The organism is Sphingomonas sediminicola (assembly GCF_014489515.1).
Lineage (GTDB): Bacteria > Pseudomonadota > Alphaproteobacteria > Sphingomonadales > Sphingomonadaceae > Sphingomicrobium > Sphingomicrobium sediminicola.
Genome location: NZ_CP060782.1, coordinates 1,703,689 through 1,724,679 on the forward strand (window position 1 = coordinate 1,703,689; position 20,991 = coordinate 1,724,679).

At 62.7% G+C, this 20,991-nt stretch carries 28 protein-coding genes, 1 other RNA gene and 2 pseudogenes; 16 read left to right on the top strand and 15 right to left on the bottom strand.

Annotation, left to right across the window (positions count from 1 at the left end; translation table 11 throughout):
* Positions 1-37 precede the first annotated feature (37 nt).
* The gene (locus H9L14_RS09180) at positions 38-580 is read right to left on the bottom strand and encodes a hypothetical protein (RefSeq protein WP_187707864.1); all 543 of its coding nucleotides are present in this window, start codon (positions 578-580) and stop codon (positions 38-40) included.
* A 397-nt stretch (positions 581-977) separates the two neighbouring features.
* Positions 978-1,332, bottom strand: a transfer-messenger RNA (tmRNA) gene (gene ssrA / locus H9L14_RS09185).
* A 61-nt stretch (positions 1,333-1,393) separates the two neighbouring features.
* Here ssrA and H9L14_RS09190 point away from each other — a divergent pair.
* Together H9L14_RS09190 and H9L14_RS09195 are read left to right on the top strand one after the other, a co-directional pair.
* Positions 1,394-1,672, top strand: coding sequence for a hypothetical protein (locus H9L14_RS09190; RefSeq protein WP_187707865.1), 279 nt, complete (start codon positions 1,394-1,396; stop codon positions 1,670-1,672).
* 87 nt (positions 1,673-1,759) lie between these two features.
* On the top strand, positions 1,760-2,506 hold the full coding sequence (locus H9L14_RS09195) for an NUDIX hydrolase (protein WP_187707866.1): 747 nt from the start codon (positions 1,760-1,762) through the stop codon (positions 2,504-2,506).
* 195 nt (positions 2,507-2,701) lie between these two features.
* On the opposite strand, the gene H9L14_RS09200 is transcribed toward H9L14_RS09195, so the two are convergent.
* The 3 genes from H9L14_RS09200 to H9L14_RS15860 all read right to left on the bottom strand — a co-directional run bounded on the left by H9L14_RS09200 (position 2,702) and on the right by H9L14_RS15860 (position 3,862).
* Complete coding sequence (locus tag H9L14_RS09200; RefSeq protein WP_187707867.1) at positions 2,702-2,977, bottom strand: SWIB/MDM2 domain-containing protein; 276 nt, start codon at positions 2,975-2,977, stop codon at positions 2,702-2,704.
* An 82-nt stretch (positions 2,978-3,059) separates the two neighbouring features.
* Positions 3,060-3,500 carry a S66 peptidase family protein gene (locus H9L14_RS15855; RefSeq protein ID WP_246444043.1) on the bottom strand — a complete coding sequence of 147 codons (441 nt, stop codon included), beginning with the start codon at positions 3,498-3,500 and terminating at the stop codon, positions 3,060-3,062.
* A complete protein-coding gene (locus H9L14_RS15860) occupies positions 3,434-3,862 on the bottom strand; it encodes an LD-carboxypeptidase (protein ID WP_246444044.1) in 429 nt (142 codons plus the stop codon). The genes H9L14_RS15855 and H9L14_RS15860 overlap by 67 nt, the downstream gene beginning before the upstream one ends.
* 74 nt (positions 3,863-3,936) lie before the next feature.
* Here H9L14_RS15860 and H9L14_RS15865 point away from each other — a divergent pair, with 74 nt between their 5' ends.
* The 7 genes from H9L14_RS15865 to H9L14_RS09225 all read left to right on the top strand — a co-directional run bounded on the left by H9L14_RS15865 (position 3,937) and on the right by H9L14_RS09225 (position 7,970).
* On the top strand, positions 3,937-4,203 hold the full coding sequence (locus H9L14_RS15865) for a hypothetical protein (RefSeq protein ID WP_246444046.1): 267 nt from the start codon (positions 3,937-3,939) through the stop codon (positions 4,201-4,203).
* A complete protein-coding gene (locus H9L14_RS15870; protein WP_246444047.1) occupies positions 4,170-5,189 on the top strand; it encodes an N-acyl-D-amino-acid deacylase family protein in 1,020 nt (339 codons plus the stop codon). Before H9L14_RS15865 ends, H9L14_RS15870 begins: the two co-directional genes overlap by 34 nt.
* Positions 5,138-5,374 (top strand): hypothetical protein, encoded by a 237-nt coding sequence (locus tag H9L14_RS15875; RefSeq protein ID WP_246444048.1) that lies wholly within the window; start codon positions 5,138-5,140, stop codon positions 5,372-5,374. The genes H9L14_RS15870 and H9L14_RS15875 overlap by 52 nt, the downstream gene beginning before the upstream one ends.
* Positions 5,374-5,652, top strand: coding sequence for an amidohydrolase family protein (locus H9L14_RS15880; RefSeq protein ID WP_246444597.1), 279 nt, complete (start codon positions 5,374-5,376; stop codon positions 5,650-5,652). The genes H9L14_RS15875 and H9L14_RS15880 overlap by 1 nt, the downstream gene beginning before the upstream one ends.
* A 26-nt stretch (positions 5,653-5,678) precedes the next feature.
* Complete coding sequence (locus H9L14_RS09215) at positions 5,679-7,076, top strand: UDP-N-acetylmuramate--L-alanine ligase (RefSeq protein WP_187707868.1); 1,398 nt, start codon at positions 5,679-5,681, stop codon at positions 7,074-7,076.
* Positions 7,077-7,101: 25 nt separating this feature from the next.
* Complete coding sequence (locus H9L14_RS09220; RefSeq protein WP_246444049.1) at positions 7,102-7,407, top strand: hypothetical protein; 306 nt, start codon at positions 7,102-7,104, stop codon at positions 7,405-7,407.
* 110 nt (positions 7,408-7,517) lie between these two features.
* A complete protein-coding gene (locus tag H9L14_RS09225) occupies positions 7,518-7,970 on the top strand; it encodes a 5' nucleotidase, NT5C type (RefSeq protein ID WP_246444051.1) in 453 nt (150 codons plus the stop codon).
* On the opposite strand, the gene H9L14_RS09230 is transcribed toward H9L14_RS09225, so the two are convergent.
* Both H9L14_RS09230 and H9L14_RS09235 read right to left on the bottom strand, forming a co-directional pair.
* Positions 7,967-8,518, bottom strand: coding sequence for a hypothetical protein (locus tag H9L14_RS09230; RefSeq protein WP_425506878.1), 552 nt, complete (start codon positions 8,516-8,518; stop codon positions 7,967-7,969). The two genes, H9L14_RS09225 and H9L14_RS09230, sit on opposite strands and share 4 nt — an antisense overlap.
* Positions 8,519-8,598: 80 nt before the next feature.
* Positions 8,599-8,934, bottom strand: coding sequence for a hypothetical protein (locus H9L14_RS09235; RefSeq protein ID WP_187707869.1), 336 nt, complete (start codon positions 8,932-8,934; stop codon positions 8,599-8,601).
* Between the two features lie 171 nt (positions 8,935-9,105).
* On the opposite strand from H9L14_RS09235, the gene H9L14_RS09240 reads away from it, so the two are divergent.
* The 3 genes and pseudogenes from H9L14_RS09240 to H9L14_RS17025 form a co-directional block, all read left to right on the top strand.
* Entirely contained in the window at positions 9,106-10,050 is a 945-nt protein-coding gene (locus H9L14_RS09240) for a sensor histidine kinase (protein WP_187707870.1), read from the top strand.
* Entirely contained in the window at positions 10,047-10,331 is a 285-nt protein-coding gene (locus H9L14_RS09245; protein ID WP_187707871.1) for a LytS family sensor histidine kinase, read from the top strand. The genes H9L14_RS09240 and H9L14_RS09245 overlap by 4 nt, the downstream gene beginning before the upstream one ends.
* Positions 10,324-10,614 (top strand): annotated as a pseudogene (locus H9L14_RS17025) (LytR/AlgR family response regulator transcription factor); the annotation flags it as partial. The gene H9L14_RS09245 and the pseudogene H9L14_RS17025, both read left to right, overlap by 8 nt.
* Positions 10,615-11,124: 510 nt before the next feature.
* Here the strand turns inward: H9L14_RS17025 and H9L14_RS17435 are convergent.
* The 3 genes from H9L14_RS17435 to H9L14_RS09265 all read right to left on the bottom strand — a co-directional run bounded on the left by H9L14_RS17435 (position 11,125) and on the right by H9L14_RS09265 (position 13,687).
* Positions 11,125-11,433 (bottom strand): UrcA family protein, encoded by a 309-nt coding sequence (locus H9L14_RS17435; protein WP_187707872.1) that lies wholly within the window; start codon positions 11,431-11,433, stop codon positions 11,125-11,127.
* Between the two features lie 203 nt (positions 11,434-11,636).
* Positions 11,637-12,932, bottom strand: coding sequence for a dicarboxylate/amino acid:cation symporter (locus H9L14_RS09260; protein ID WP_187707873.1), 1,296 nt, complete (start codon positions 12,930-12,932; stop codon positions 11,637-11,639).
* Positions 12,929-13,687, bottom strand: coding sequence for a class I SAM-dependent methyltransferase (locus H9L14_RS09265; protein WP_187707874.1), 759 nt, complete (start codon positions 13,685-13,687; stop codon positions 12,929-12,931). Before H9L14_RS09265 ends, H9L14_RS09260 begins: the two co-directional genes overlap by 4 nt.
* Positions 13,688-13,795: 108 nt before the next feature.
* Here H9L14_RS09265 and H9L14_RS09270 point away from each other — a divergent pair, with 108 nt between their 5' ends.
* On the top strand, positions 13,796-14,545 hold the full coding sequence (locus H9L14_RS09270) for a hypothetical protein (protein ID WP_187707875.1): 750 nt from the start codon (positions 13,796-13,798) through the stop codon (positions 14,543-14,545).
* Between the two features lie 13 nt (positions 14,546-14,558).
* Here H9L14_RS09270 and H9L14_RS09275 read toward each other — a convergent pair whose 3' ends face one another.
* The 4 genes from H9L14_RS09275 to H9L14_RS09290 all read right to left on the bottom strand — a co-directional run bounded on the left by H9L14_RS09275 (position 14,559) and on the right by H9L14_RS09290 (position 17,894).
* Positions 14,559-15,212 carry an energy transducer TonB gene (locus tag H9L14_RS09275; RefSeq protein WP_187707876.1) on the bottom strand — a complete coding sequence of 218 codons (654 nt, stop codon included), beginning with the start codon at positions 15,210-15,212 and terminating at the stop codon, positions 14,559-14,561.
* A gap of 205 nt (positions 15,213-15,417) precedes the next feature.
* Complete coding sequence (locus H9L14_RS09280; RefSeq protein WP_187707877.1) at positions 15,418-15,606, bottom strand: energy transducer TonB; 189 nt, start codon at positions 15,604-15,606, stop codon at positions 15,418-15,420.
* A gap of 26 nt (positions 15,607-15,632) precedes the next feature.
* A complete protein-coding gene (locus H9L14_RS09285; RefSeq protein ID WP_222949800.1) occupies positions 15,633-16,184 on the bottom strand; it encodes a hypothetical protein in 552 nt (183 codons plus the stop codon).
* Between the two features lie 132 nt (positions 16,185-16,316).
* On the bottom strand, positions 16,317-17,894 hold the full coding sequence (locus H9L14_RS09290; protein WP_187707879.1) for a flavin monoamine oxidase family protein: 1,578 nt from the start codon (positions 17,892-17,894) through the stop codon (positions 16,317-16,319).
* A 203-nt stretch (positions 17,895-18,097) separates the two neighbouring features.
* Between H9L14_RS09290 and H9L14_RS15885 the strand changes: the two are divergent.
* A pseudogene (locus H9L14_RS15885) lies at positions 18,098-18,552 on the top strand (ferritin-like domain-containing protein).
* 57 nt (positions 18,553-18,609) lie between these two features.
* Here H9L14_RS15885 and H9L14_RS09305 read toward each other — a convergent pair.
* Positions 18,610-19,302: a TetR/AcrR family transcriptional regulator gene (locus H9L14_RS09305; protein WP_222949801.1), complete on the bottom strand. Its 693-nt coding sequence runs from the start codon at positions 19,300-19,302 to the stop codon at positions 18,610-18,612.
* 115 nt (positions 19,303-19,417) lie between these two features.
* Here H9L14_RS09305 and H9L14_RS09310 point away from each other — a divergent pair, with 115 nt between their 5' ends.
* A complete protein-coding gene (locus H9L14_RS09310; protein ID WP_222949802.1) occupies positions 19,418-20,143 on the top strand; it encodes a sterol desaturase family protein in 726 nt (241 codons plus the stop codon).
* Between the two features lie 76 nt (positions 20,144-20,219).
* Positions 20,220-20,666, top strand: coding sequence for a cupredoxin domain-containing protein (locus H9L14_RS09315; RefSeq protein WP_187707882.1), 447 nt, complete (start codon positions 20,220-20,222; stop codon positions 20,664-20,666).
* Positions 20,667-20,991: the final 325 nt, after the last annotated feature.

A 20,991-nucleotide genomic window follows, 5' to 3' on the forward strand; every position in this document is an offset into this window, starting at 1 on the left:
AGCGCGTCACGCAACCGCCCGTTCGACAAACGTCAGGTTACTGCAAGCGAATGAGCGCTTCCGGGATCTTGCTGGACCCCGAACCCACGTCCCAGTGAACCTGCTTTCCCAGCGCGTGCGGCGCCGTTCCGTCTTCGCTGTTGTTGGTCAGGACTTCGCCATTGGTGATGATCGTGAAGCGTCCCTGCGCCTCCGACACCGGCCCCTCCTTCATCGCACCCGCAGCAGCGCCTGCGCGCGCGCCGAGGGGTCCTGCTCCTCCCGTGAATGCAGGCGCGGTGACCAGCACGGACCCATCGGCGCGGCGGCGAATGGCTATGAATGGGATGATGAAATCGTTGTCGGGAAGTGCCGGGAAGACGAAGTCCTGGGTCGCCCGCCCGTCGAAATGATAGTCGACGTCGTAGACGCCCTTCCCGCGATACTGGACCGATCTGTAGCCGGCATATTTGGCGAGCTTGATCGCGAACGCGCGGTTCGACTCTTCATCGAAGCCGGGAAGACCGAACATCCTGGCCATTTGCTCGGCTTCCTCGCGCTTCGATTTCACGCGTTCGGCGGACTGCTTCTCGTAGTCCACCTTCTGCGCAGCGGCTTCGGATGCTTTACAGGGGCGCGCCTTTGGGGCGCCTCACCAGGCTCCGTGATGACCGCCTGGGTTTGGCTCTTGTTTTCCATTCCTTCGAAGCACTTCGCCATTTCCGGTTTCCACGGCTCTACCTTCGCCTCGGCATCCGGCGGCGTCTGGAGGACGATCTCGCCCCGATAATCGAGGACGAAATTTCCGTCCTTTTTCAACGTTAGGTCCGAAGTGAACTTCCCCGGCCCCACAGACAGCCGGTAAGCAGCAGCGGCGCGGCCGCGACGAAAGCACGCTTGGCGAATTGATGCATGGCGTCCCCTTGCGGGAGAGCCTAGCGCAGCCGGCGATGAAGGAAAGTGGGAGGCTTCTGTTGCCCGGCGCCTCCCGTGCCGCTGGAATCCCCTTCTGTTGCCCGGTGGGGTCCGACCGCGCTTTCGTTACTTAACGTCTATCCGTGAGGACTTCAGTTAAGCAGCAATTGCGAGCGCCTCGTTATCGTTGGCACTTGTGTGATTGAGCCGTTGCGGTGGCATCCATACCGATCGGCAACCGCGTCTTTATTGCACTCGTCGATCCTATTTCGCCCCCGTCAGCAACCGCCGAAAATTTTCGGCCTGGCGGCTGGTGGTGGAGGCGCCGGGGTACTGCCCCCGGGTCCGAAGTGTTTATTCCACGCGACAGTCTACCGACATAGCCGGGTTGCCCCGGCAGGTACCAAGATAGGGATTTGAGGGCTTAAGGACAAGTTTGCATGGCATTTGCGTGATTGCTATGCGTGGCCCGATAAAGCTTATACCTGGGGGTAAGTCGATGAAGAAGCTTGGTTTTCTCCTCGTTGGAGCCGCCGCGCTGGCACTCGGCGCATGCGGCAGCAAGGATTCGGATACGCTGAACGAGTCCGAGGCCCAGAACATTGAGGCCAACTCGCTCAACGATCTGGCGGCCAATGCGGCGAATGCGGAGCTCGAAGCGCTCGGCAACCAGCAACAGCAGCTTGATGCCGAGAACAATGCGACGGCGGTGGCTCCTGAGCCGCCCGAAAATGCGACGAGCCCTTCCGAGGTCGAAGACGACGTCCAGGGCATGTAATCCCCGCGTATTGGAAATCATAAGGTCGTCGCTCGCTCGAGCGGCGGCCTTTTTCTTGTCATCACGAGCGCCTAACTCGCACGAGCGATGAGCGACGACGCAATCCCTGCAGCGACCGTGATCCTGGTCCGCGAACGCAGTTCCGGCGCGCCCGAGCTGTTGATGGTCGAGCGGGCCGTCGACATGGCGTTTGCCGGAGGCGCCTTGGTGTTCCCCGGCGGCCGGATTGACGCCGCCGACGAGCAGCTCGGCAGCCGCATTGGAAGCGCGAATGCAGGCGCACGGGTCGCCGCCGTCCGCGAGGCGCTGGAGGAAACGGCCATCCCGGTCGGCTTGGCTCCCCTCCCTTCGCCGGATGTCGCGGCGTCGCTTCAGGCGCAGCTCCTGGCGGGTGATGAGCTGGAGCACTTGCTGGTCCCGCACGGGATCGAACTCGACCTCGATGCACTGACGCCGCTCGCCCGATGGGTACCGAGGTTCCACGCCAAGCGGCGCTTCGACACGTTGTTCTTTGTCGCTCGTGCGCCTGACGGAGACTGGTTGCCGAATACGGTCGAGAGCGAATGCACGGGCGCGCATTGGGCAAGCGCAAGTGAAGTACTCGAACGGGACCAAGCCGGCGAGGTTCAGCTCATCTTTCCGACGCGAAGGACACTCGAGCGGCTCGCCCAGCACACCAGTTTCGACGAGATTGTTTGCGACGCGCTCGACCACCCGATCGAGCCGATCAGCCCGTGGCTCGACGAAGTGGATGGTGAGCGGTTCATCACCATCCCGGAAGGGATCGGCTATCCCGTCACGCGCGAGAAGCTGGACGGACTCTGGCGCGGCTGACGCGCTCTTTCAGGCGATCCTGTAACCCTATTGCAACGCCGCTTTTGGCGGCCGTTTTGCACCCTGCGGGGAACAGAATGTGGACATGTCGGGTGCGTTACATTTCCAGGACGCGCCGAGTCGCGTCGGCCGGCCAATAAAAAGGGGACCCGCGGAAGCCCGCGAGTCCCCTGTTCGCCTTTAACGGCGACGCTTCTACTTCAGGTGGTTCGAGAGGTGCTTGTTCATCTCGAACATGCTGACGCGGTCTTTTCCGAAGACCTTGCGCAGCTTGTCGTCTGCAACAATTTCCCTCTTGTTCTGCGGGTTTTGCAGGTTGTTCTTGCGAATGTGATCCCACACCTTCGAGACAACCTGGCTGCGCGGAAGCGGATCGCTACCCGTGATTGCAGCGAGTTCTGCCGACGGTTGAACCGGCCTCGCCAGTCCGCCGCCTGCTTTCCTGCCCGACCCCGATGATTTTGATGCCATACGGCCCTCCTGTTGTTCTCTTATCGATAGAGCGCAAAGAAGGGCGCTTGGCAATGCCGTTTCAGAGGGAAAATCGCGGATCTTATCTCCTGAACGGAACGACCCGGTTCAGAACGTCGTGACCGATGTCCGCGCGTCCACCATAAGTTATTCCGGAACGCTCGCACCATTCCTTCACGATCGAGACTTCGTCGCGCCCGAAATCGGGGTCGTTGAACGGGATGTCGCCGACCCTTCCAAGCCTCAGACGGGCAACCTTTCGGACATTCGGGCTGCCGGTCAGATGGAACATCGTCCGGTCAATGCGATAGTGATGTTCGCTCACATCCTCGATGAGCAAATCGACGCCTGACAGATCGGGCTCGAGCACCGTACCAAGCAGCGCCGCCAATACCGTCAAGTTGAACGCCATCGCCGGTTGCCGAAGCTCCGGCTCCAGTGCGGACGGAACGCCTTTCACCAGCCAGTCGAGCGACCGGGCAACCGCTGCCTTCCCGCCCTCCCGCATGAGATCCTGGGGCATCGGGCCCAGGCGACGTTCAACCCTGCCTTGTGCAGCCCAGCATGCAGGAATCCCGCATCGCTGTAGCCGAGGTAGACCTTCGACCGTGCCGCATCCGGCAAGTCCGCCATCGACGCTTCCGCGATCCGGTTCGACCCATAGCCTCCGCGCGCAAACCAGACGGCGTCGATCGCCGGATCGGCCATCACTTCGCGGAGCGCCGACAGCCGCTGCTCGTCGGTCCCGGCAAAATGCCCGTCGGACAGGAAGCATTGCGGATGGATTGAGATCTCGCAATCGCCCCGTTCCGAAACGAGAGACTGAAGCCGGTCCGCCGCCTGATGCGACAGTGTGCAGCTCGGGGCGACAATCGCGATCTTCATCGGACCTTACATTTAGCATGGCGGAGCGCGGCGCAATGGGGCAGCTTCGACGGCCTGCTCAGCAGGGGGATTCAATGATCAAGCGTTCGATGTTCGCCGCCGTTGCCACCGCGTCTCTTCTCGCCTCGTCCGCCATCGCCCAGGCGCAAGCGCCGGAACAGTATGACCTGCTGATCGACAACGGCACGATCTACGACGGGATGGGCGGCGCGCCATTCACCGGCGATGTCGCCATCCGGGCGACCGCATCGTCTATGTCGGCCCGCAGGCGCCGGGCTCCGCGAAGAAGACAGTCGACGCAACGGGCATGGCCGTGTCTCCCGGCTTCATCAACATGCTGAGCTGGGCGGTCGAGAGCCTGATTGCCGACGGCCGCGGCCTGTCCGACACGACGCAGGGCGTCACCCTCGAAGTCTTCGGCGAAGGCAATTCGATGGGCCCGCTCAATCCGGAGATGAAGAAGCTCGCGGTCAAGCGGCAGGACGACATCAAATATCCGATCAAGTGGACGACGCTAGGCGAATATCTGACCTACCTTACTAAGAAGGGCATCACGCCCAACGTCGCATCCTTCATCGGCGCGACGACCGTCCGCGTACACGAGCTCGGCGAAAAGGACGTCGACCCGACACCGGAGCAGCTAGACCGCATGCGCGCGCTCGTCCGCGACGCGATGAAAGAAGGCGCGCTCGGCGTCGGCTCCTCCATGATCTACGCGCCTGCGAGCTATGCGGAGACTCCGGAACTCATCGCGATCACGACCGAGGCCGGGAAATGCGGCGGCATGTACATCAGCCACATGCGCTCCGAAGGCGATCGCCTTGTTGAGGCGGTCGATGAACTGATCACCATCAGCAGGGAGTCCGGAGCTCCTGCCGAAATCTACCACCTCAAGCAGGCGGGCAAGGAGAATTGGGGCAAGCTGGACGAAGTGATCAAGCACGTCGAAGCGGCGCGGGCCAACGGACAACGGATCACCGCCGACATGTACACCTACACGGCGGGCGCGACGGGCCTTGACGCGTCCATGCCGACCTGGGTGCAATCGGGCGGCCTCGAGGATTGGATCAAGCGCCTGAAGGACCCTGAAATCCGCGCCAAGCTGGTCCAGGAAATGCGCACTCCTTCGAAGGATTGGGAGAACCTGCTTCTGGGTACCGGCAGCCCGGACAAGGTGCTGCTGATCGCCTTCAAGAACCCGAAGCTAAAACCGCTAACCGGCAAGACGCTCGGCGAGGTCGCGAGGATGCGCGGCAAGAGCCCGAGGAGACTGCGATGGACCTCGTCGTCGAAGACGGCAGCCGCGTCGGCACCGTCTACTTCCTGATGAACGAGGACAATGTGAAGCGGCAGGTCGGACTGCCCTGGGTCGCTTTCGGATCGGATGCAGAATCCTCCGCGCCGGAGGGCGTCTTCCTGAAGTCCTCCACGCACCCACGCGCTTACGGCAATTTCGCGCGGGCACTCGGCACCTATGCGCGAGACCAAAAGGCCGCACCCTCGCGGACGTAATCCGCCGGATGACCTCGTTCCCAGCGACCAATCTCGGCATCAAGGGCCGCGGAGTGCTTCGCGACGGCTATTATGCCGACGTCGTCGTCTTCGATCCCGCGAAGATCCAGGACCACGCGACCTTCGAAAAGCCGCAGCAACTTTCGACCGGCGTCCGCGACGTCTTCATCAACGGCACACAGGTCCTGAAGAACGGCGAGCACACCGGAGCCAAGCCGGGTCGGTTCGTTCGCGGGCCGGGCTGGGCCGGTTGGCCGGGCGGAGGCGCTTGCAAATAAGCCGCCGCCCAATAGGGCAGTCGGCGATGACTGATTCCACCATCTTCTTCTGCGGGATCGGCGGCAGCGGCATGCTTCCGCTCGCCTCGATCGTCCGTGCGACCGGCGCCAAGGTGGCCGGTTCCGACCGCTCGCTCGATGCCGGGCGCGTTGCCAACAAGTTCGCTTACCTTCGCTCGCTCGGGATTGGCCTGTTCCCGCAGGATGGCTCAGGCCTCCAGCCGGGCATGACGCTCATCACCTCGGCTGCGGTCGAGGAAACGGTGCCTGACGTGGTCCGCGCCCGCGAGCTCGGAATCGATCATCTCACCCGCCCGCAATTCCTCGCCAAGCTGCTCAACGACGCGCAGCGCAGCGTCGCGGTCGGCGGCACCAGCGGCAAGTCAACCGTTACCGGAATGATCGGCTGGATTCTCCATGCCACGCACCGCCAGCCGACGGTCATGAATGGCGCGGTGATGAGGAATTTCGTCACGCCATCGGCGCCGTTCGCCAGCGCGCTAGTCGGCGACCCGGAGCTGTTCGTCAGCGAAGTCGACGAGAGCGACGGCTCGATCGCCCTATACAAGCCCGAGATCGCGATCCTCACCAACGTTAGTCTCGACCATAAGGAAATGACCGAGCTGCGAAGCCTATTCGCGTCCTTCCTCCTGCGCGCCCGCAAGGCGGTCCTGAACCTCGACGATCCCGAAGCGCGTGCTCTTTCGGACGTCATCCCAACCGACAAGCGCGTCGGCTACGGCTTCGACAGTCCCGGCGCCGACTTCATGGGCAAGAGCCTCGAGCTTACTCCGGGCGGAAGCACGTTCACGGTCATCGCTGGAGAGGAGAGCCAGGACGTCCATCTCAACGTCCCCGGCCGCCACAACGCGTCCAATGCACTGGCCGCGATCGCAGCGACCCGCGCACTTGGCGTGTCGCTGGAAGACGCGACAGGGGCCCTAGCGCGTTTCGAAGGGTTGAAGCGCCGCCTCGAGACCATTGGATCGGCCGTCGGCGTCTCCGTGATCGACGACTTCGCGCACAACCCCGACAAGATCGACGCCACGCTCGCAACCTTGCGCGCGCAGCCCGGGCGCCTGCTGATCATGTTCCAGCCGCACGGATACGGACCGCTCACAAAGATGGGTGAGGAGCTGGCGCAAAGCTTCGCCGGCGGCCTCGCACAGGACGACCATCTCTATCTTCCCGATCCCGTCTACCAGGGCGGCTCGGTCGACCGGACGCGCGGGTCGGACTGGCTTGCAGAGCAGGTCCGGGAGCGCGGCGGCAAGGCCGAGCACATTCCCGAGCGCGCTGCGATCGGCGAAGCCCTGCTCGCCGAGGCCCGCGATGGCGACCGCATCGTCATCATGGGCGCGCGCGACGACAGCCTGAGCGAGTTCGCTGCGGAGCTCGTCGAGCGCCTCGCGGCGCGGAACTGATCGCCCACTTCGGCGTCGGGCAGGCATGGCAAAGCCCGGTAGCGTGATCGGATGGCTTCTCGCGGAAGACGACCGCGAAAAGCTCCTCCAGCAATTCCCGCCCAAGTTCGAAAAGACCGTCGCTCACCATGTCACGCTGAAATCCGAAGCCGAGCGTGACCGTCTGCCGAATGACGTGGAGGCTGAGGTCGTCGGCCGTACCGACGACGAAAGCGGTGTCGAGGCCATGGTCGTAGCGGTCGACGGGACAACTGACCGGCCCGACGGCCTGACCTATCACATCACCTGGTCGCTCGGGGCGGCCGCCGCGCGCGCGAAAGCAATGACGTGATCAGGGAGCGCGGCTGGCATAAGCTCGACCAACCGATTCCCGTCAAGCTACAGCCCGGGCGCTTCTGATGACGAAGCGACCGCATCTCTTCCTCGACTGCGACGGGGTGCTTGCCGACTTCGACACCGGGCCAAGCTTCTGCTCGGGATGAGCCCCAAGTCCTTCGAAGCTCGCCACGGACGCGGCGAATTCTGGAAGCGCTTGGCCAAGCACGGCAACTTTTACGGGACCTCCAGCAGATGCCGGATGCGAAGCGTCTCTTCCGGGCCGTTAAGCACCTCAAGCCGACGATCCTGACCGGCATCCCGCTAGGAACCTGGGCTGCTCCTCAGAAGGAACGCTGGGCCGCGAAGCATTTCCCGGACGTGCCGATCATCACCACCCTCGCGCGCCAGAAGCACCTCCACATGGACCCGGGCGACGTGCTGGTCGACGACCGCGAGAATCACCGCAAGCTATGGGAGGACGCCGGCGGCACCTTCATCCATCACAAGAATGCGGAAGACACGCTTCGCCAGCTGGCGAAGATCTACCCGTCAGTGAATGTGGAAGCCGACGCTTAGGCAGCGGCCTGGAGGTCCACCTTCTCGACCCACTCCGGCCAGAACACCGGCTCGCGGTTTGACCAGCCCGGTGCGGTGGCAGCGCTCTCGCTGATCGACTGAAGCAGGGTCCGGCGACGATCCGGGTGCAGGTGCGGCAGGGCCGCTGCGGCGCAGAAGGCGGCCGGCAGCCACGGGCGGGCCGACGCACCGATCAGGCGCTCGTAGAGGAATCGGAACGCCGCGAAGTTCGGCAGGCGATCCTGGCCGAGGTCGAATGCGGCAAGCGTGATCAGCATGCCCATGAACGGCTCGATCATGTCGAGGCCGCTGTCGTCCGGAACCTGCATGCGCAGGTGGTCGAGCTGCTTGAAGATTCGGGACTGGGCACGGATCGAAGCGGCCTCGCCCTCGTCGCGGGCCCAGCATTCGATCGCATCACGACGACCGTATGCAACGTCCAACGAACGGCGAATGTACCGCTGCGTCGCCTTCGGGAAGCTCGCGAACTCCTTCATCTCAGAAAGGAGCAACGCACCGTTCGCCGGCTGGCTGGTCCGCGTAATCATCACCCCGACTCCTTAGTCCCACCGGCGGGATGATGCGGCCGCACTAGTTGCGGTTTGCTTAACCACTAATCCCACCCCGTTCAGATTGAATCAGAGGGCGGCTCTAACAGCAATGCTAAATACTCACGGCTCGTCGCAAACCCGCGCCGCTGTTGATTCTGTGCAACTGAATTGGGGATAAGTCGCGGACTCAGCGATCCTTTTCCGGAAATCCCGACGAGGGGCAGGCTCTCCGCCCCGCCCGGCTGGGTAGCGGCCGGCGGATCCGACGCGTCCATCGATTCGTCGCTGCCGACATCGGCCTTCGCCTGCTCGCAGCTCGGGTCCTTCTTTAGCTTCTCCTCAAGCTCCTTTTCCGGCGGCGCGGAGATTACTGGCGGCGGCACCTTGTCCCTGTCGTCCTTCACTTCGGTCACGGCGAATTCCTTTGGCGAATCGTTTCGCGGAATAAACGAGCAACGGGGAGCGCCGTTCCTGCATTCACCCCGTAAATCTGGCGTTCAGTTTCGACCGGCGGGTTTCATGCTTCTGCCAAAGGACAGGCGACAATTGCGGCCTTGAGTTTCACAAGGTTACAAGCACTTCAAATGCACGCACTCACCATCAGCCCCGCAGACCGTATCGAGCGGGGCCGCTTCTCCGACTGGCCGCTCGCCCTGAAGTCGATTCTCGGCTTCTGGTTCGTCTACGCCCTCACCGTCGCCGCTCGGGCCTTCATGGGCACCGACGCGCTGACGATCCTGTTCAACAAGCTCATCTCGATCAGCATCGGGATCGTCCTCACCGGCCTGATCTACATCGCGATCGCAAGCCTCGCCGGCAATGCCGGGATTCGGAAGAAAGCGATCGTAGCCGGCCTCGCCTCGTTCGTCGCCTCGTGGGGAATGGCGGGCAGCTTTATCGCCATCGAAGACGTGATGCGCGAGCCTAAGGAAGTCTTCCGCTACCAGTCGCGCGAAGGCTTCGTGATCATCGAAAAGGGCCGAACCCTGACGGTGGAGCGTCGAGCGCAGGAGCCTCTGGTCCTCACCTGGCCGCGCATGGGCGAGCTCGATACCAACAAGCGCATCCGATACGCCGCCGACGTTTCCGTCACTTGGCTGTTCTTCTTCGCGGCGTGGAGCGCCTTCTACCTCGCGACCAAGGCGCAGGCCGAAGCGCTGAACGCGAAGCGCCGCGCAGTCGAAGCGGAAAGCGCCGCGCAAGCCGCGCAAGTCCGTGCGCTGCGCTATCAGATCAACCCGCACTTCCTGTTCAACACGCTCAATTCGCTGTCGTCGCTGGTCATGGGCGGCCGGCCCGAGGAAGCCGAGAACATGATCCTCAAGCTCTCGACCTTCTTTCGCTCCAGCCTTTCGCTCGATCCATCCGCCGACGTGACGCTGGCCGAGGAGATCGACCTCCAGCGGCTGTATCTCGAAATCGAGAAAGTCCGTTTCCCGCGCCGCCTGAAGGTTGAGATCGACATTCCCGACGATCTCAAGAACGCCCGGGTGCCCGGACTCCTGCTTCAGCCCTTGTGGAGAATGTGATCAAGTACGGAGTCTCGGGAACGCGCGACAAGGTGACGCTGAACATCCGCGCGGCCGAAGCCGGTCCCGGCCGCTTCACGATCGAAGTCCAGAACAGCGGAGCCGAAGCTTCGACGAAGGGCCGCAACGGAAAGCCCGACGGTACGGGAGTAGGCCTGACGAACGTTTGCCAGCGGCTGGAAGCGCGTTTCGGTACGGCTGCGAAATGTGAATTTGGCCCAACGGCCGACGGTGGCTATCGTGTATTGATGACACTGCCGTTGGACCGCGCCGATGGATGACCAGCCGCTTCGGCTCCTAATTGCTGACGACGAACCGCTTGCAGCCGAAAGGCTGCAGCTTCTCCTTGCGCAGATCCCCGACGTCGACCTGATCGGCACGGCCAGCGATGGCGAGGGCGCAGTCAGGATGGCAGAGGCCCTGTCGCCGGACGTCCTTCTGCTCGATATCGAGATGCCAGGCCTCGACGGCATCGACGTTGCGCGCGCCCTTGCGAGCAAGCGGCCTTCCGCAGCGGTCATCTTCATCACCGCCTTCGACCAGTTCGCAGTCGCGGCCTTCGAGGTGGAAGCCGTCGATTATCTGATGAAGCCGGTCACGCCGGAACGGCTGAAGCGGGCGCTAAAGCGCGCCCGCGACCATCTTCAGCGCCGCGAGAAGGCACCCGCACGCCCTGCTTCGACTTCACCGTACCTGGAAGAGTTTTGGGCTTCCGATTTGTCGGGTCTCGTCCGTATCGCCTCGCGCGATGTCGACCGTGTCTCGGCTGAGCGCGACTACATGCGCCTGCACGTTGGGCGCAGGAGCTGGCTGATCCACCACTCGATGAACGCGCTGGAGGAGGGCTGGACCCCGAACTATTCGTTCGGCTTCACCGCTCGGCGATCGTGCGCAAGGACTTCATCGCGGGCTTCACGCGCAACCCGTCCGGCCGCTGGATTGCGCGCCTGTCCGACGGAGTCGAGCAGCCGGTTGGCCGGCTCTACACCGACAAGGTCAGGACGATCGCCCGCCGTTGAGGCGAAATGCCCGGCGGCCAGCACTGCAACCTGCCGCCAGGCGAAATTGGCCCGATCACTGGGCGTCCGCGAGTGCCAGCTGCAATTGCTGCTCCGCTGTCTGGCGAGCGCCGGCGATGCAGCGACGGGTGTCCGAAATCAGCGCCGGCATGTTCTGACGGCCGCGCGAGCACATGATCTTGATGGCGGCGTCCACCTTCTTTTGGAAACGTTCGGCGCCCTCTTGGGTGTGCAGGTCCGCGGGATTGTAGCGCACCGTCGCGCTCACCTGCTCAACGCTATCAACCTGCCGCGCATGGGCGAGCGTCGGAACGAGCAAGATGCTCGACACTGCGACGGCAGCAGCCATGACTAGAAATCTCATCGTATCGCTCCTTTTGGGATGCGACGCGGCAGCCTCAATCGGGGAAGTCGAGGGGTGTTGTGACCGCCGCGTCGCAGGGTCCGGCTACGATGATGCGGGAGCGGCGTCGCCATCCGCTCGACGAGCGCCGCGCCGCCTTCTGCGATCGTTTACATTTGTCGACGAAGGCCGTTCGTCGGACGGCGGTTCGACGAACGATCGATCTAGTTTTCGGTCGAAACCGATCCGAGGTTTTTGTTCACGACCGCAGTCACCGCACTGTCGAGCGTGACGTTGCCGAGCGTCCGGAAGATGTCGGGGACCATTTCAACCGCTACCAGCAGTGCAAGCGGGGCTATCGGTACCCCAAGAGCCATGGCGATCGGAGCGATCGAGCTGATAAAGCTCACCTCGCCCGGCAAGCTCACGGCGCCATAGCTGATCACCGACGCGACCCCGGTCGCCGCAATCGCCGCTCCAAGGCTCGGCTGATAGCCCAACCAGCTGGCGACATAGAAAGCGACTGCGACATTCATTGCCGGCCCGGTGGCGCGGAACAGAGCCACCGCCATCGGCAGCGTGACGTCCGCAACCTGCTCGCGAACGCCCTGCACTTTCGCAGCTCCAAGCATCGCGGGCAGCGACGCGAGCGAGGACCGGGTCGAAATGGCCACGCTCTGTGGAGCGATCATCGACTTGGTGAAAAGCCCCGCGGGAACACTCCCGCCGACGATTGCGATTGGATAACCCCAAAGCGTAACAAGCACGCCGATCACCGAGACCAGAACGATGTAGTGCGCGAGTCCCGCGAAGGCCGCACCGCCCGCACTTGCCCCGAGCGCGAAACCCAAAGCGAACACGCCGAGTGGCGCGATCCACAGCACCCAGCCGATGACGATCAGCAGAGCGTCCGCAATCCCGTCGAAGAACTCGACGACGGTCTTACGCCGCTGCGGAGCAATGCGTGCAACGGCTAGAGCGAAGAACACCGTGAACACGACGAGCGGCAGGACGTCGCCGTTAGAGGCGGCTGCAATCACATTGGACGGGATGATCCCGCGGAAGAAGTCGGCGACGCTGGGGATCGGCGGCGAGGAGGTGGACTGGTCGATCGCGGCTAGCCCCGCCTGGAGCGCCTCTCCTGCCCCCTGAGGCAGCGGAAACCAGCGAACGAGCAGCGCCATCATGACCGCGCCGAAGATTGCCGAAGACGTGCAGACGATCACGAACCAAAGGATAGACCGGCCGGCGATGCGGCCTGCCCGCGCGGCCTCGGCACCCTTGGCTATTCCCGTCACCAGCAATGCGACGATCAGCGGGATGACGGTCATCTTCAGCGCATCGAGCCAGAGCCCGCCGACATAGGTCGCGACCTGGATCAGCGGCTCGCGAATTCCGTCTCCACCAGCCTGCGCAAACGTCCCGCCGACGAGGCCGATGAACAGCGCGACCAGGACAAGATAGGGTCGCGACCCGCGCGAGGCGGCGGCAGGAGCCTCTTCGGCCTTTTCGCTCGTCATTGAGGCTTCCGGAAGCGGTACATGAACCGATCGGTCTTTCCGCGGATCTTCTCGTCGAAGACCAGCAGCGAATGATCGTCTGCCGGATTGCGGAGGATGTCGCTGCTTTCCTCGAGAACGAAGCCGGCCCGCGTAAAGTCCGCCTTCACCACTGCCGGGTCGATCCGGTGCAGCTTCTCGACAACCTCACGAGTGTCTCCGCCTGGGTTTGCGGCGTGGTCGATGATCCCCACGACCGCGCCAGGCTTCATCGCGTCGAACAGCCGCTTCAGCCAGGCGTCCGGGTCCATGCGGACGATCTTCCGCTCCGCATTTTCCCAGTACACGTCGTGATAATCTAGGTTCATGATCAGGAAGTCGTAGGCGTTCGATCCGATCAACGGCGTTTCCATGGGGCTCGAGATCAGCACGACGTTCGGCTGACGAGCAGCGAACTCCGCGAAGGCCGCGCGCCTTTTGTCATTCAAGAACTGGGTCGGATTCCAGACGACTACGCTTCCGGTCGGTCCAACCGCGGGCGCCATGATCTCTGCCCAATATTTGTTGGCACCGAACATATCGATGACGTGCATGCCCGGCTGAAGCCCGAAAAAAGTCAGCACTTCGGTCGGCTTACGGGCCTCGTCGAGCTTCACATTTTCGGGAGTCCGCGCGGCCGTATTGGCGACTGCCGCCGCGACATCCGCGGGCGCGGCGCTCAACATGGCAGGCGCCGCAGCCAGTGCCGCCGCAAGGATCAACCGAAATCCGCGCATATGCCCCTCCGTCCATGATCGAAGTACGCTGGTTGCCCCACTCAGCCGCTTTTCGCCAGACGCAAAAGGGTCTAATTCGCGGTCTTTCGTCCCTTGGGGAGGAATGTGATGGCGTCCGTCGCTTCACCTGCCGTCGACATTCAGACGCGCGAGCGTCGTTTCTACTGCCGTATGGCCATCATGCTGGTGGTCCTGATGTTCCTCGGCTTCGCGCCGAGCTTCTACCTGCGCGGCATCGTGCCGGAGTATCCGCGGCCGAACCCAACCCTGCCGGTTTCTGTCATCCTGCACGGCCTGCTCTTCACGCTCTGGATGTTCGTTTTCGTCGCGCAGACCCAGCTCGTGGCTGCCGGCCGGCGCGACATCCACATGAAGCTGGGCAAGGCGTCCATGTTCTTGGCCATCACCATGGTGCCGTTCATGTATTTGATCGGCGTCTGGCAGGTCGCGCGACACAACGTCCCGCCCTTCACCACGCCGCTCGACTGGACCTCACTCCCGCTGTTCGCGCTGCCGGCGTTCGTCATCCTCGTCTGGCAGGGCTGGAAGCGCCGGCGCGAGGCACAGTGGCACAAAAGGCTGATGCTCGGAGCCGCGATGGTGGTCGTGCTCGGCCCCGGCTTCGGCCGCCTGCCGCTCGCGCCGCCGTCGAAGCCCGCCTTCGCCGCACAGATGATCGCATCGCTGCTGTTCTTCGTGCCGCTGTTCATCTGGGACAAGCGCTCGCTGGGCCACACGCACCCGGCCACCAAGGTCGCGTTCGGGGTCTACGCGCTTTCGATGCTCATCCCGGTAGCGCTGATCGTCAGCGGAACCTGGGCGCCGATCGCCGCGCAGCTACCGGGAGTCGGGAGTTAGGAACGCGCCACCATCATCCCATCATGATCCACCGAATGGCGGTCACGACCACGCCGCGCGTGGCCTTCCCTTCGACATCGCGCGCAGGTTCGAATGTCGCCCGCTCGGTCAGAATCCTGCACGTTGCGTTGTCGAGCTCCGCATTACCTGATGAGCGGAGTATCGAGCACTCGGTGATTGCGCCGGTGTCACTGATTCTAAGTCGGACGTGCGCCCGACCCATTCGGCCCGCTTTCATGGCCTCAACCGGATAATCGGCTGCGGTGAATAAGCCGCGAAAGCCTTTCTCGCGTCGGGGTGGTTTCGCAATGCGGCGCTGCTCCTCGACCGGATATCCCCATTTGACGCCGAGATTTGTCGCACAGTCGTCGAGAGCCTTCAGCGCCGCCGGATGTTCGGGAAGCGCGAAAGCGATCTTCACTTCTCCGGGAACATCGAAAGCCACGCTGGCCGCGTTGGTCAGAAGCTTATGGGAATCGGAGTCCATTCCCATCACCACGCTGCGCATGGTTAGAGTCTTGATCTCCTTGCTCAGGTTCCAGAGCAGCCGCGAGCTATACCAAACTTCGCTCGGCTCACCCCCGTCAAACCGCACGGTCGCATCGCCGCTCCCGAACAGCGCCCATTCCCGATTATAGAGGATGGTCGCGTTCGCGCCGGCTCCCATCGGGCCTCGCTCAGAGCCAGGAACAAGGGATTGCGAGGTGATCCGTAGGAGCGGACGAGCAGGCACTCGTTCGCCTGCGTTTCCACCGTCCACTTGGCAGTCGGCTCCCGAACCTTCGGTGCCGCAAGTGCTGAAGCGGATGAGAGCACCAGGAGAACTGCAGCGACAGCCGACGCCGCTCCGCCGAGCATCGGTCGTTGGCGCATCAGAACATCTTCCAGAGGATGCTCTGAAAGGCCGCGCTTTTCGCTGGTTTTCCGTCAAGGCCGATCGCCGGCTTGTACTTGGCGCCCTGTTTGATCACCGCGCAGCTTTGCGCGTCCAGCGACGCAACTCCGCTGGGCTCGATCACGGTGCAGTCCGCGACTTTCCCCAACTCGTCCACGAGAACCACAAGCGAAACGCGTCCCGACTGTCCTCTCAAGGCTGCAATCCCGGATAATCATCAGCGTTGAACAGCTGGGCGAGGTTCGCCGACGGCCCTTCCTTCAGCTCTGATCCGCCTTTCTCTTCGCTCCAGACCTTCCAGATCCTGCGAAGGTCGGCGGTGCAATTCCCAAGCGTGCTGAGCAAAGCAGGCATGCTGGTCACCGCAAAGGCATCCTCGCCGGTGGCTTGGCCCAGACCGAAACGTGTGCCGAGCCGCTCAATGCCTTTCTCGCGAACGCGCACGCGGATGGTCTTGGCCTGGCGGATGCTGGCAACGTCCTTGGCGGCAAGGGTCACGAAGCGGGCTCGCTGTCCCATGGACTTGACGCCGAACTCGAGAAAGCTGGTCCGAAGCGGCGGCGCCTCGTCGAAGACGATCTCCCCCTCGAGCTGGTTGGCATCCAGCTTCCCGCCCTTGCGGATGAATCCAAGCTGGATGGTATCGCCGACCGCGGGGCCTTCAGCATCAGGTAAAACGGATCGGTCTCGGTCCCGTAATTGCGCGTGGCAATGCACTGCGCATCCGCGAAGTTGACGACCCATTTGCCGGTCGGCTGCAGCGCAGCTTCGGGAGCGGCGGTCGCCGCGGTTGAAGACGCCAATGCGGCGAGCGCCAAGAGCCGGGCAAGCATACGCGACCACTCCCCCAAACAGTCCCGAGCACTGCGACTGTAATTAAGCTGCGGCAGCCTTTCCAGCCCGTTCTGCCGCCATCGACTGGACGAGCTTCAGCGCTTCGTGAGCGGACACAGCCGATCCTTCCTGCCAGAGGCCGAGATAGGACAAATGCTCGCCCGCAAACACGATCGGTCCTTCCGGACGCAAGAGCTCAGCATATCCGTCACCGCGAGGGCCCGAATCGCCGGGGCCATTGCCCCAAAGAGCGCCTACGCCTTCCGAATAAGGGACCTGCCCCCAGTTCACGGCCAGCGGGCTTTCGAGGAGCTTGGACTTCCCCGGATGAAGCGCCTCGATCGACTCCCGGCTGATCCGGATCTGCTCCGCGATCGGCAGCTTGGTGAAGGCCTCCGGCGTGTTTTCGTGCGTCCATCCCGCGACATAGGCGCCGACGATCACACCCCGGGCGCCATGATGCCCGGAACTGGGATAAAGGACGTTTTCGTTCAGACGATCGGTCCAAGCCAACCCGCCATAAACGCCATCCGCTTCCCAGAACCGGGGCGCCTCGAAAGCGACCTTCGCACTCCGCAGGATCACGACCTTTTTGAGAGCGGCCTTCTTTGCGGCCGAGAAGTCGTTCGGAATCCGCTCCAGCAAGGTCGGCGGAAGCGTGACGATTGCGAAGTCGGCTTCGGTCGCCTGCCCGCCATGCTCGACGCGCACGCGATCGCCGATCCGCCGGATCCCGGTGACGGGCGTGTTCAGTCGAACGTTTGTCTTCACCTGCTCGTAGATCCCATGCGCGATGCGATCCATTCCGCCGACAGGCTGAAGCATGGTCGGCTGCATATCGATGATGGACTCGAAGATCTGCGGGAATGCCGCGCCGCGTGACGGAAGGATTTCCTTGAGCGTCAGCGGGTCGATCGCTTTCCCTTCGATCGTGTAACCGCCCGGCCATTGGGTATAGCCGGAGCTGGCGTTGCCCCGATAAACGCCTTTCTCGTCGAGGAAAGCGTAGAACCCGAGGAACTGCCGGAACGCATCCAACTCGTCCTTCGGCATCGCGGCGTTCAATGCGTTCTGGTCGATCGCCTTCGCCAGCAGTTCGCCCATCCGGCCGCGCAGGTCGTAGATCATCTGGCGACCGGAATGCACCTTGCCGTCGAAATCCCATCCGGTCGCGTGGTGACTGTTGATAAAGGTCTCGAGGGGGACGTTGAACCGCCGCGCGTAGCCCAGGATCACGTGGTGCCACGACGGGATGCGGGCTGGCCCCGCATTGAAGTACATTCCGTCCGAGAAATTGGCCTGCTGAAACGGCCGGTCGTTCTGGATCACCCGGTCCTTGCCTCGGATCGTCCAGGCCCGGCCTCCGACCCGGTCGCGGGCTTCGAGCACCGTTACGCGATAGCCGGCCTGCTGAAGCTCGTAGGCCGAGACCAGCCCTGCGATCCCCGCGCCGAGAACCACGACCGAGCGGCCGTTTCCGGATGACTTGGGAAGAGTGAAATCCGCCGCGGCGGCGGCTGTCGGGATCGACAGCCCCAGCATCTGCATCGCTGCGAGCGCCGCGCCGGCTCCGCCGACCTCCCCGACACGCAACAGCACTTCTCGCCGACTGACCGTCATGCCGCCTCCCCTGTTTCGATTTGCCTGGACTTACCTCCGGAACACTCGGCCACACGCTCGACTCGCCCCTGCGTCGTGCGACTGTCCGATAGACTGACAGGGAAATGCGGCTTGCGCCTCAAATATTCGACCAAGCACCGCATCGCCTCACGGTTTGGTGCGTTCTTTCAACAGTTTGAACCACCTCGACGGGAGACATAACAATGGAAAACAAGGACCAGATCACAGCACTCAACACGCTGACTGCGACGCTGATTGACAGCGTGAACGGCTACCGCGATGCCGCCGAGGATTCCGAAAGCGGCCGCTTCCAGCAGATGTTTCGAGAGCGCGCGGACGAGCGCAGCCAACTTGTTGAAGAGCTTCGCGATGAAGTACGAAGGCTCGGGGAAACCCCGAAGACGACGGCAGCTTCATGGGCAAGACCCACCAGCGCTTCATGGACTTGAAGTCGGCGATCATGGGCCGCGACGAGAAAGCGGTGATCAACGAAGTCGAGCGTGGCGAAGACTATCTCAAGGAGAAGTTCGAGACCGCGATCGAAAGCGGCCATCTGGCCGGTGAAGCTCGCCAGTGCGTCGAACGCGCCTATCAGTCTATCCGCGCCGGCCACGACCAGATCAGCCAGCTCAAGCATGGCATGGAAGCGAACAGCTAGTCCCGATTGATCTTCCGGGAACCAACGGCGGCGGCGCGAAAGCGTCGCCGCTTTTCTTCATGCCCCGAACAGAAGCTTGACGTGGCTCCGGAACAGCCGGGTCTGGCGGCCCATCATTGCGGGGTCGCGTAGCGCCTTGGCGTAAATGATCGCGCCTTCCACGATGATCGTGAGGTGGTCCGCAAGCGCATCAAGATCTGCCTCCATTTTCGGAGGATGAAGCTCGACGATTTCTTTCAGCCAGTCGGCGAAGCGCTGCCGCGTCCTCAGCAAATAATCGACATTCATCCTCTTCATCTCTGAATCGAACAGCCGCTCCTGGTAGGTCACACTCGCTACCATGCAGCCGGGATGAAGCGTCTCCATGTCGTCCATCATCTGGGCGTAGAGATTGAGGAAGATGAGCAGGCTCTGGAGCGGATCGTCGCTCAGCTCCCGCGCCCGCTGCTCCAGCGTCTCGATGATCTTCTCGTCTTCGGAAAGGAAGCGGTCGAACAGCTGCCGCGCCATGTCGTTCTTGTCGCGGAAATGATAGAAGAAGCCGCTCTTCGTGATGCCCGCGGCCTCGACCAATTCCTCGATCGAGGTGGCCGCGAACCCCTTCTCGACGATAGACTCGTAAGCGATGTCGAGGATCCGCTCGCGCGTCCGCTCACCTTTGGTCTGGGCGGCGGATTCCAACTGTACCTCAGGTCCAGTTTTCTCGATCAACCTGTCGACCATTGCCGCTTTGCCTCGCTGCGAACCCATGCCAAGCTACGCGAATAACAGGGGAAATCCCATTACGCGCAAGAACTGACCGCGCTCTTGCTAGAGCTGCTATAAGCGCTCGGAGTATTTACGTCCCCACACAGAATTGGGGGAGATGATGATCGGTTTGTACCACTATATTGCGGCCGGGCTGTTCGCCGGCTTTGCGCTGCTGGAACTCCTCCTCGCGGGTCGCAAGTTCCCGGCTATTACGCATTGGCGCCTGCAGGGCACCGCCTTCACCTTGCTCTATTTCGCCGTGGCCACTTACGCACCTCTATTCTGGGACGGATGGCTCGGCGAGCATCGTCTGTTCGCTGCCGACACGCTCCCCCTCTGGGTGCAGATTCTCGGCGGCTTCCTCGTGCTCGAGCTCGGCATCTATGCCTGGCACCGGACCATGCACAACGTGACGTTTCTGTGGCGCTGGTTCCATCAGATGCACCACAGCCCGGAGCGCGTGGATATCTGGGGTGCGCTCTACTTTCATCCGTTCGATTCGATCGGCTGGGCTTTCCTCGGCAGCCTTGCCCTGGTGCTCGGTTTCGGGGTCAGCGCGGAGGCGGCAATCGCGATCAATGTGATCGCGACCTTCTACGGCATGTTCCAGCACCTGAACGTCCGCACCCCGCATTGGCTGGGCTACATCATCCAGCGGCCGGAGAGTCATTCCTGCCATCACGAACGGGGTGTTCACGCGCGGAATTATTCCGACCTTCCGCTGTGGGACATGATCTTCGGAACGTTTCACAACCCGAAGGAATTCACCGGTGAGTGCGGCTTCTACGACGGCGGCTCGAAGCGCGTCGGGGACCTCCTGCGCGGAAAGCTGATCGCTTGACCGATGGGCGCCGGATCAAGTTATCCGGCGTTCAGCCTTCTGTGCTAAAGCGCGGGGCATCAGTAGGAGGACTACAATGCGTTCGGTCCTGTTGATTGCCCCGCTTCTTCTTTGCGCCGACCCGGCAGCCGCCCAGGTTGTTGGTGCCCCCGTCCAGTCCATCGCTCTCTACAGCTACGGCTTCAATCCGACCCCGATCGTACTCAATGCGGGTAAGGCGGTGACTTTGAGCTTCGTCAATCGCGCCGGGAAGAGCCACGACTTCACCGCCGAGAAGTTCTTCCGCGCGTCGAAGATTCTTTCGGGCAAGGTCGGAGAGGGCGAAGTGGACCTCGCCCCGGCCAGACGGCAAGCGTCACGCTCATTCCCGCCGCCGGGCGTTACAAGGCTCATTGCGGACACCCGTTCCACAAGATGCTCGGAATGCATACGGACATCATCGTCCGTTAGTCGGGCCTATGGCTTGCCGAAAGTCTTCACGAGCTTGAGTTTGAACTCCGGCTGGCTTTCCCTTCTCTCATAGTCTTCCTGCACCAAAGGCGCTCGCAGACGGTGCCCGAAGCGCGTCGTCCCGTGGCCATTCAGGTTCGCGGTCACCGACAGGGTGGGGCTGAAACTGTGCGTGTAGGCGAGGTTCAGCGAATATATTCGCTGCGGCGGCGGATCTGGAAATCGCGTGACGGGCTCTCGTAGGTCAGCTGCACCTGCGCGATGTCGCCCGTGGAGGTTGTAAATCACGAATTGCTTGGGTGGGTCGGATTGACCGGATCTGGCCGGCCGCTCGAAAGCGCCTGGCCTAAATAGAAATGGGGCCGGCATTGCTGCCAGCCCCCACTGCGCCGAGCGAA

Bases quoted from the DNA above. Each gene is read 5' to 3' on its own strand.
- H9L14_RS09190 (WP_187707865.1), top strand. From the start codon at position 1,394: ATGAAGAAGCTTGGTTTTCTCCTCGTTGGAGCCGCCGCGCTGGCACTC.
- H9L14_RS09195 (WP_187707866.1), top strand. From the start codon at position 1,760: ATGAGCGACGACGCAATCCCTGCAGCGACCGTGATCCTGGTCCGCGAA.
- H9L14_RS09200 (WP_187707867.1), bottom strand. From the start codon at position 2,977: ATGGCATCAAAATCATCGGGGTCGGGCAGGAAAGCAGGCGGCGGACTG.
- H9L14_RS15855 (WP_246444043.1), bottom strand. From the start codon at position 3,500: ATGCCCCAGGATCTCATGCGGGAGGGCGGGAAGGCAGCGGTTGCCCGG.
- H9L14_RS15860 (WP_246444044.1), bottom strand. From the start codon at position 3,862: ATGAAGATCGCGATTGTCGCCCCGAGCTGCACACTGTCGCATCAGGCG.
- H9L14_RS15865 (WP_246444046.1), top strand. From the start codon at position 3,937: ATGATCAAGCGTTCGATGTTCGCCGCCGTTGCCACCGCGTCTCTTCTC.
- H9L14_RS15870 (WP_246444047.1), top strand. From the start codon at position 4,170: ATGGCCGTGTCTCCCGGCTTCATCAACATGCTGAGCTGGGCGGTCGAG.
- H9L14_RS15875 (WP_246444048.1), top strand. From the start codon at position 5,138: ATGGACCTCGTCGTCGAAGACGGCAGCCGCGTCGGCACCGTCTACTTC.
- H9L14_RS09215 (WP_187707868.1), top strand. From the start codon at position 5,679: ATGACTGATTCCACCATCTTCTTCTGCGGGATCGGCGGCAGCGGCATG.
- H9L14_RS09220 (WP_246444049.1), top strand. From the start codon at position 7,102: ATGGCAAAGCCCGGTAGCGTGATCGGATGGCTTCTCGCGGAAGACGAC.
- H9L14_RS09230 (WP_425506878.1), bottom strand. From the start codon at position 8,518: ATGATTACGCGGACCAGCCAGCCGGCGAACGGTGCGTTGCTCCTTTCT.
- H9L14_RS09240 (WP_187707870.1), top strand. From the start codon at position 9,106: ATGCACGCACTCACCATCAGCCCCGCAGACCGTATCGAGCGGGGCCGC.
- H9L14_RS17435 (WP_187707872.1), bottom strand. From the start codon at position 11,433: ATGAGATTTCTAGTCATGGCTGCTGCCGTCGCAGTGTCGAGCATCTTG.
- H9L14_RS09260 (WP_187707873.1), bottom strand. From the start codon at position 12,932: ATGACGAGCGAAAAGGCCGAAGAGGCTCCTGCCGCCGCCTCGCGCGGG.
- H9L14_RS09265 (WP_187707874.1), bottom strand. From the start codon at position 13,687: ATGCGCGGATTTCGGTTGATCCTTGCGGCGGCACTGGCTGCGGCGCCT.
- H9L14_RS09270 (WP_187707875.1), top strand. From the start codon at position 13,796: ATGGCGTCCGTCGCTTCACCTGCCGTCGACATTCAGACGCGCGAGCGT.
- H9L14_RS09275 (WP_187707876.1), bottom strand. From the start codon at position 15,212: ATGGGAGCCGGCGCGAACGCGACCATCCTCTATAATCGGGAATGGGCG.
- H9L14_RS09285 (WP_222949800.1), bottom strand. From the start codon at position 16,184: ATGGGTCGTCAACTTCGCGGATGCGCAGTGCATTGCCACGCGCAATTA.
- H9L14_RS09290 (WP_187707879.1), bottom strand. From the start codon at position 17,894: ATGACGGTCAGTCGGCGAGAAGTGCTGTTGCGTGTCGGGGAGGTCGGC.
- H9L14_RS09305 (WP_222949801.1), bottom strand. From the start codon at position 19,302: ATGGGTTCGCAGCGAGGCAAAGCGGCAATGGTCGACAGGTTGATCGAG.
- H9L14_RS09310 (WP_222949802.1), top strand. From the start codon at position 19,418: ATGATGATCGGTTTGTACCACTATATTGCGGCCGGGCTGTTCGCCGGC.
- H9L14_RS09315 (WP_187707882.1), top strand. From the start codon at position 20,220: ATGCGTTCGGTCCTGTTGATTGCCCCGCTTCTTCTTTGCGCCGACCCG.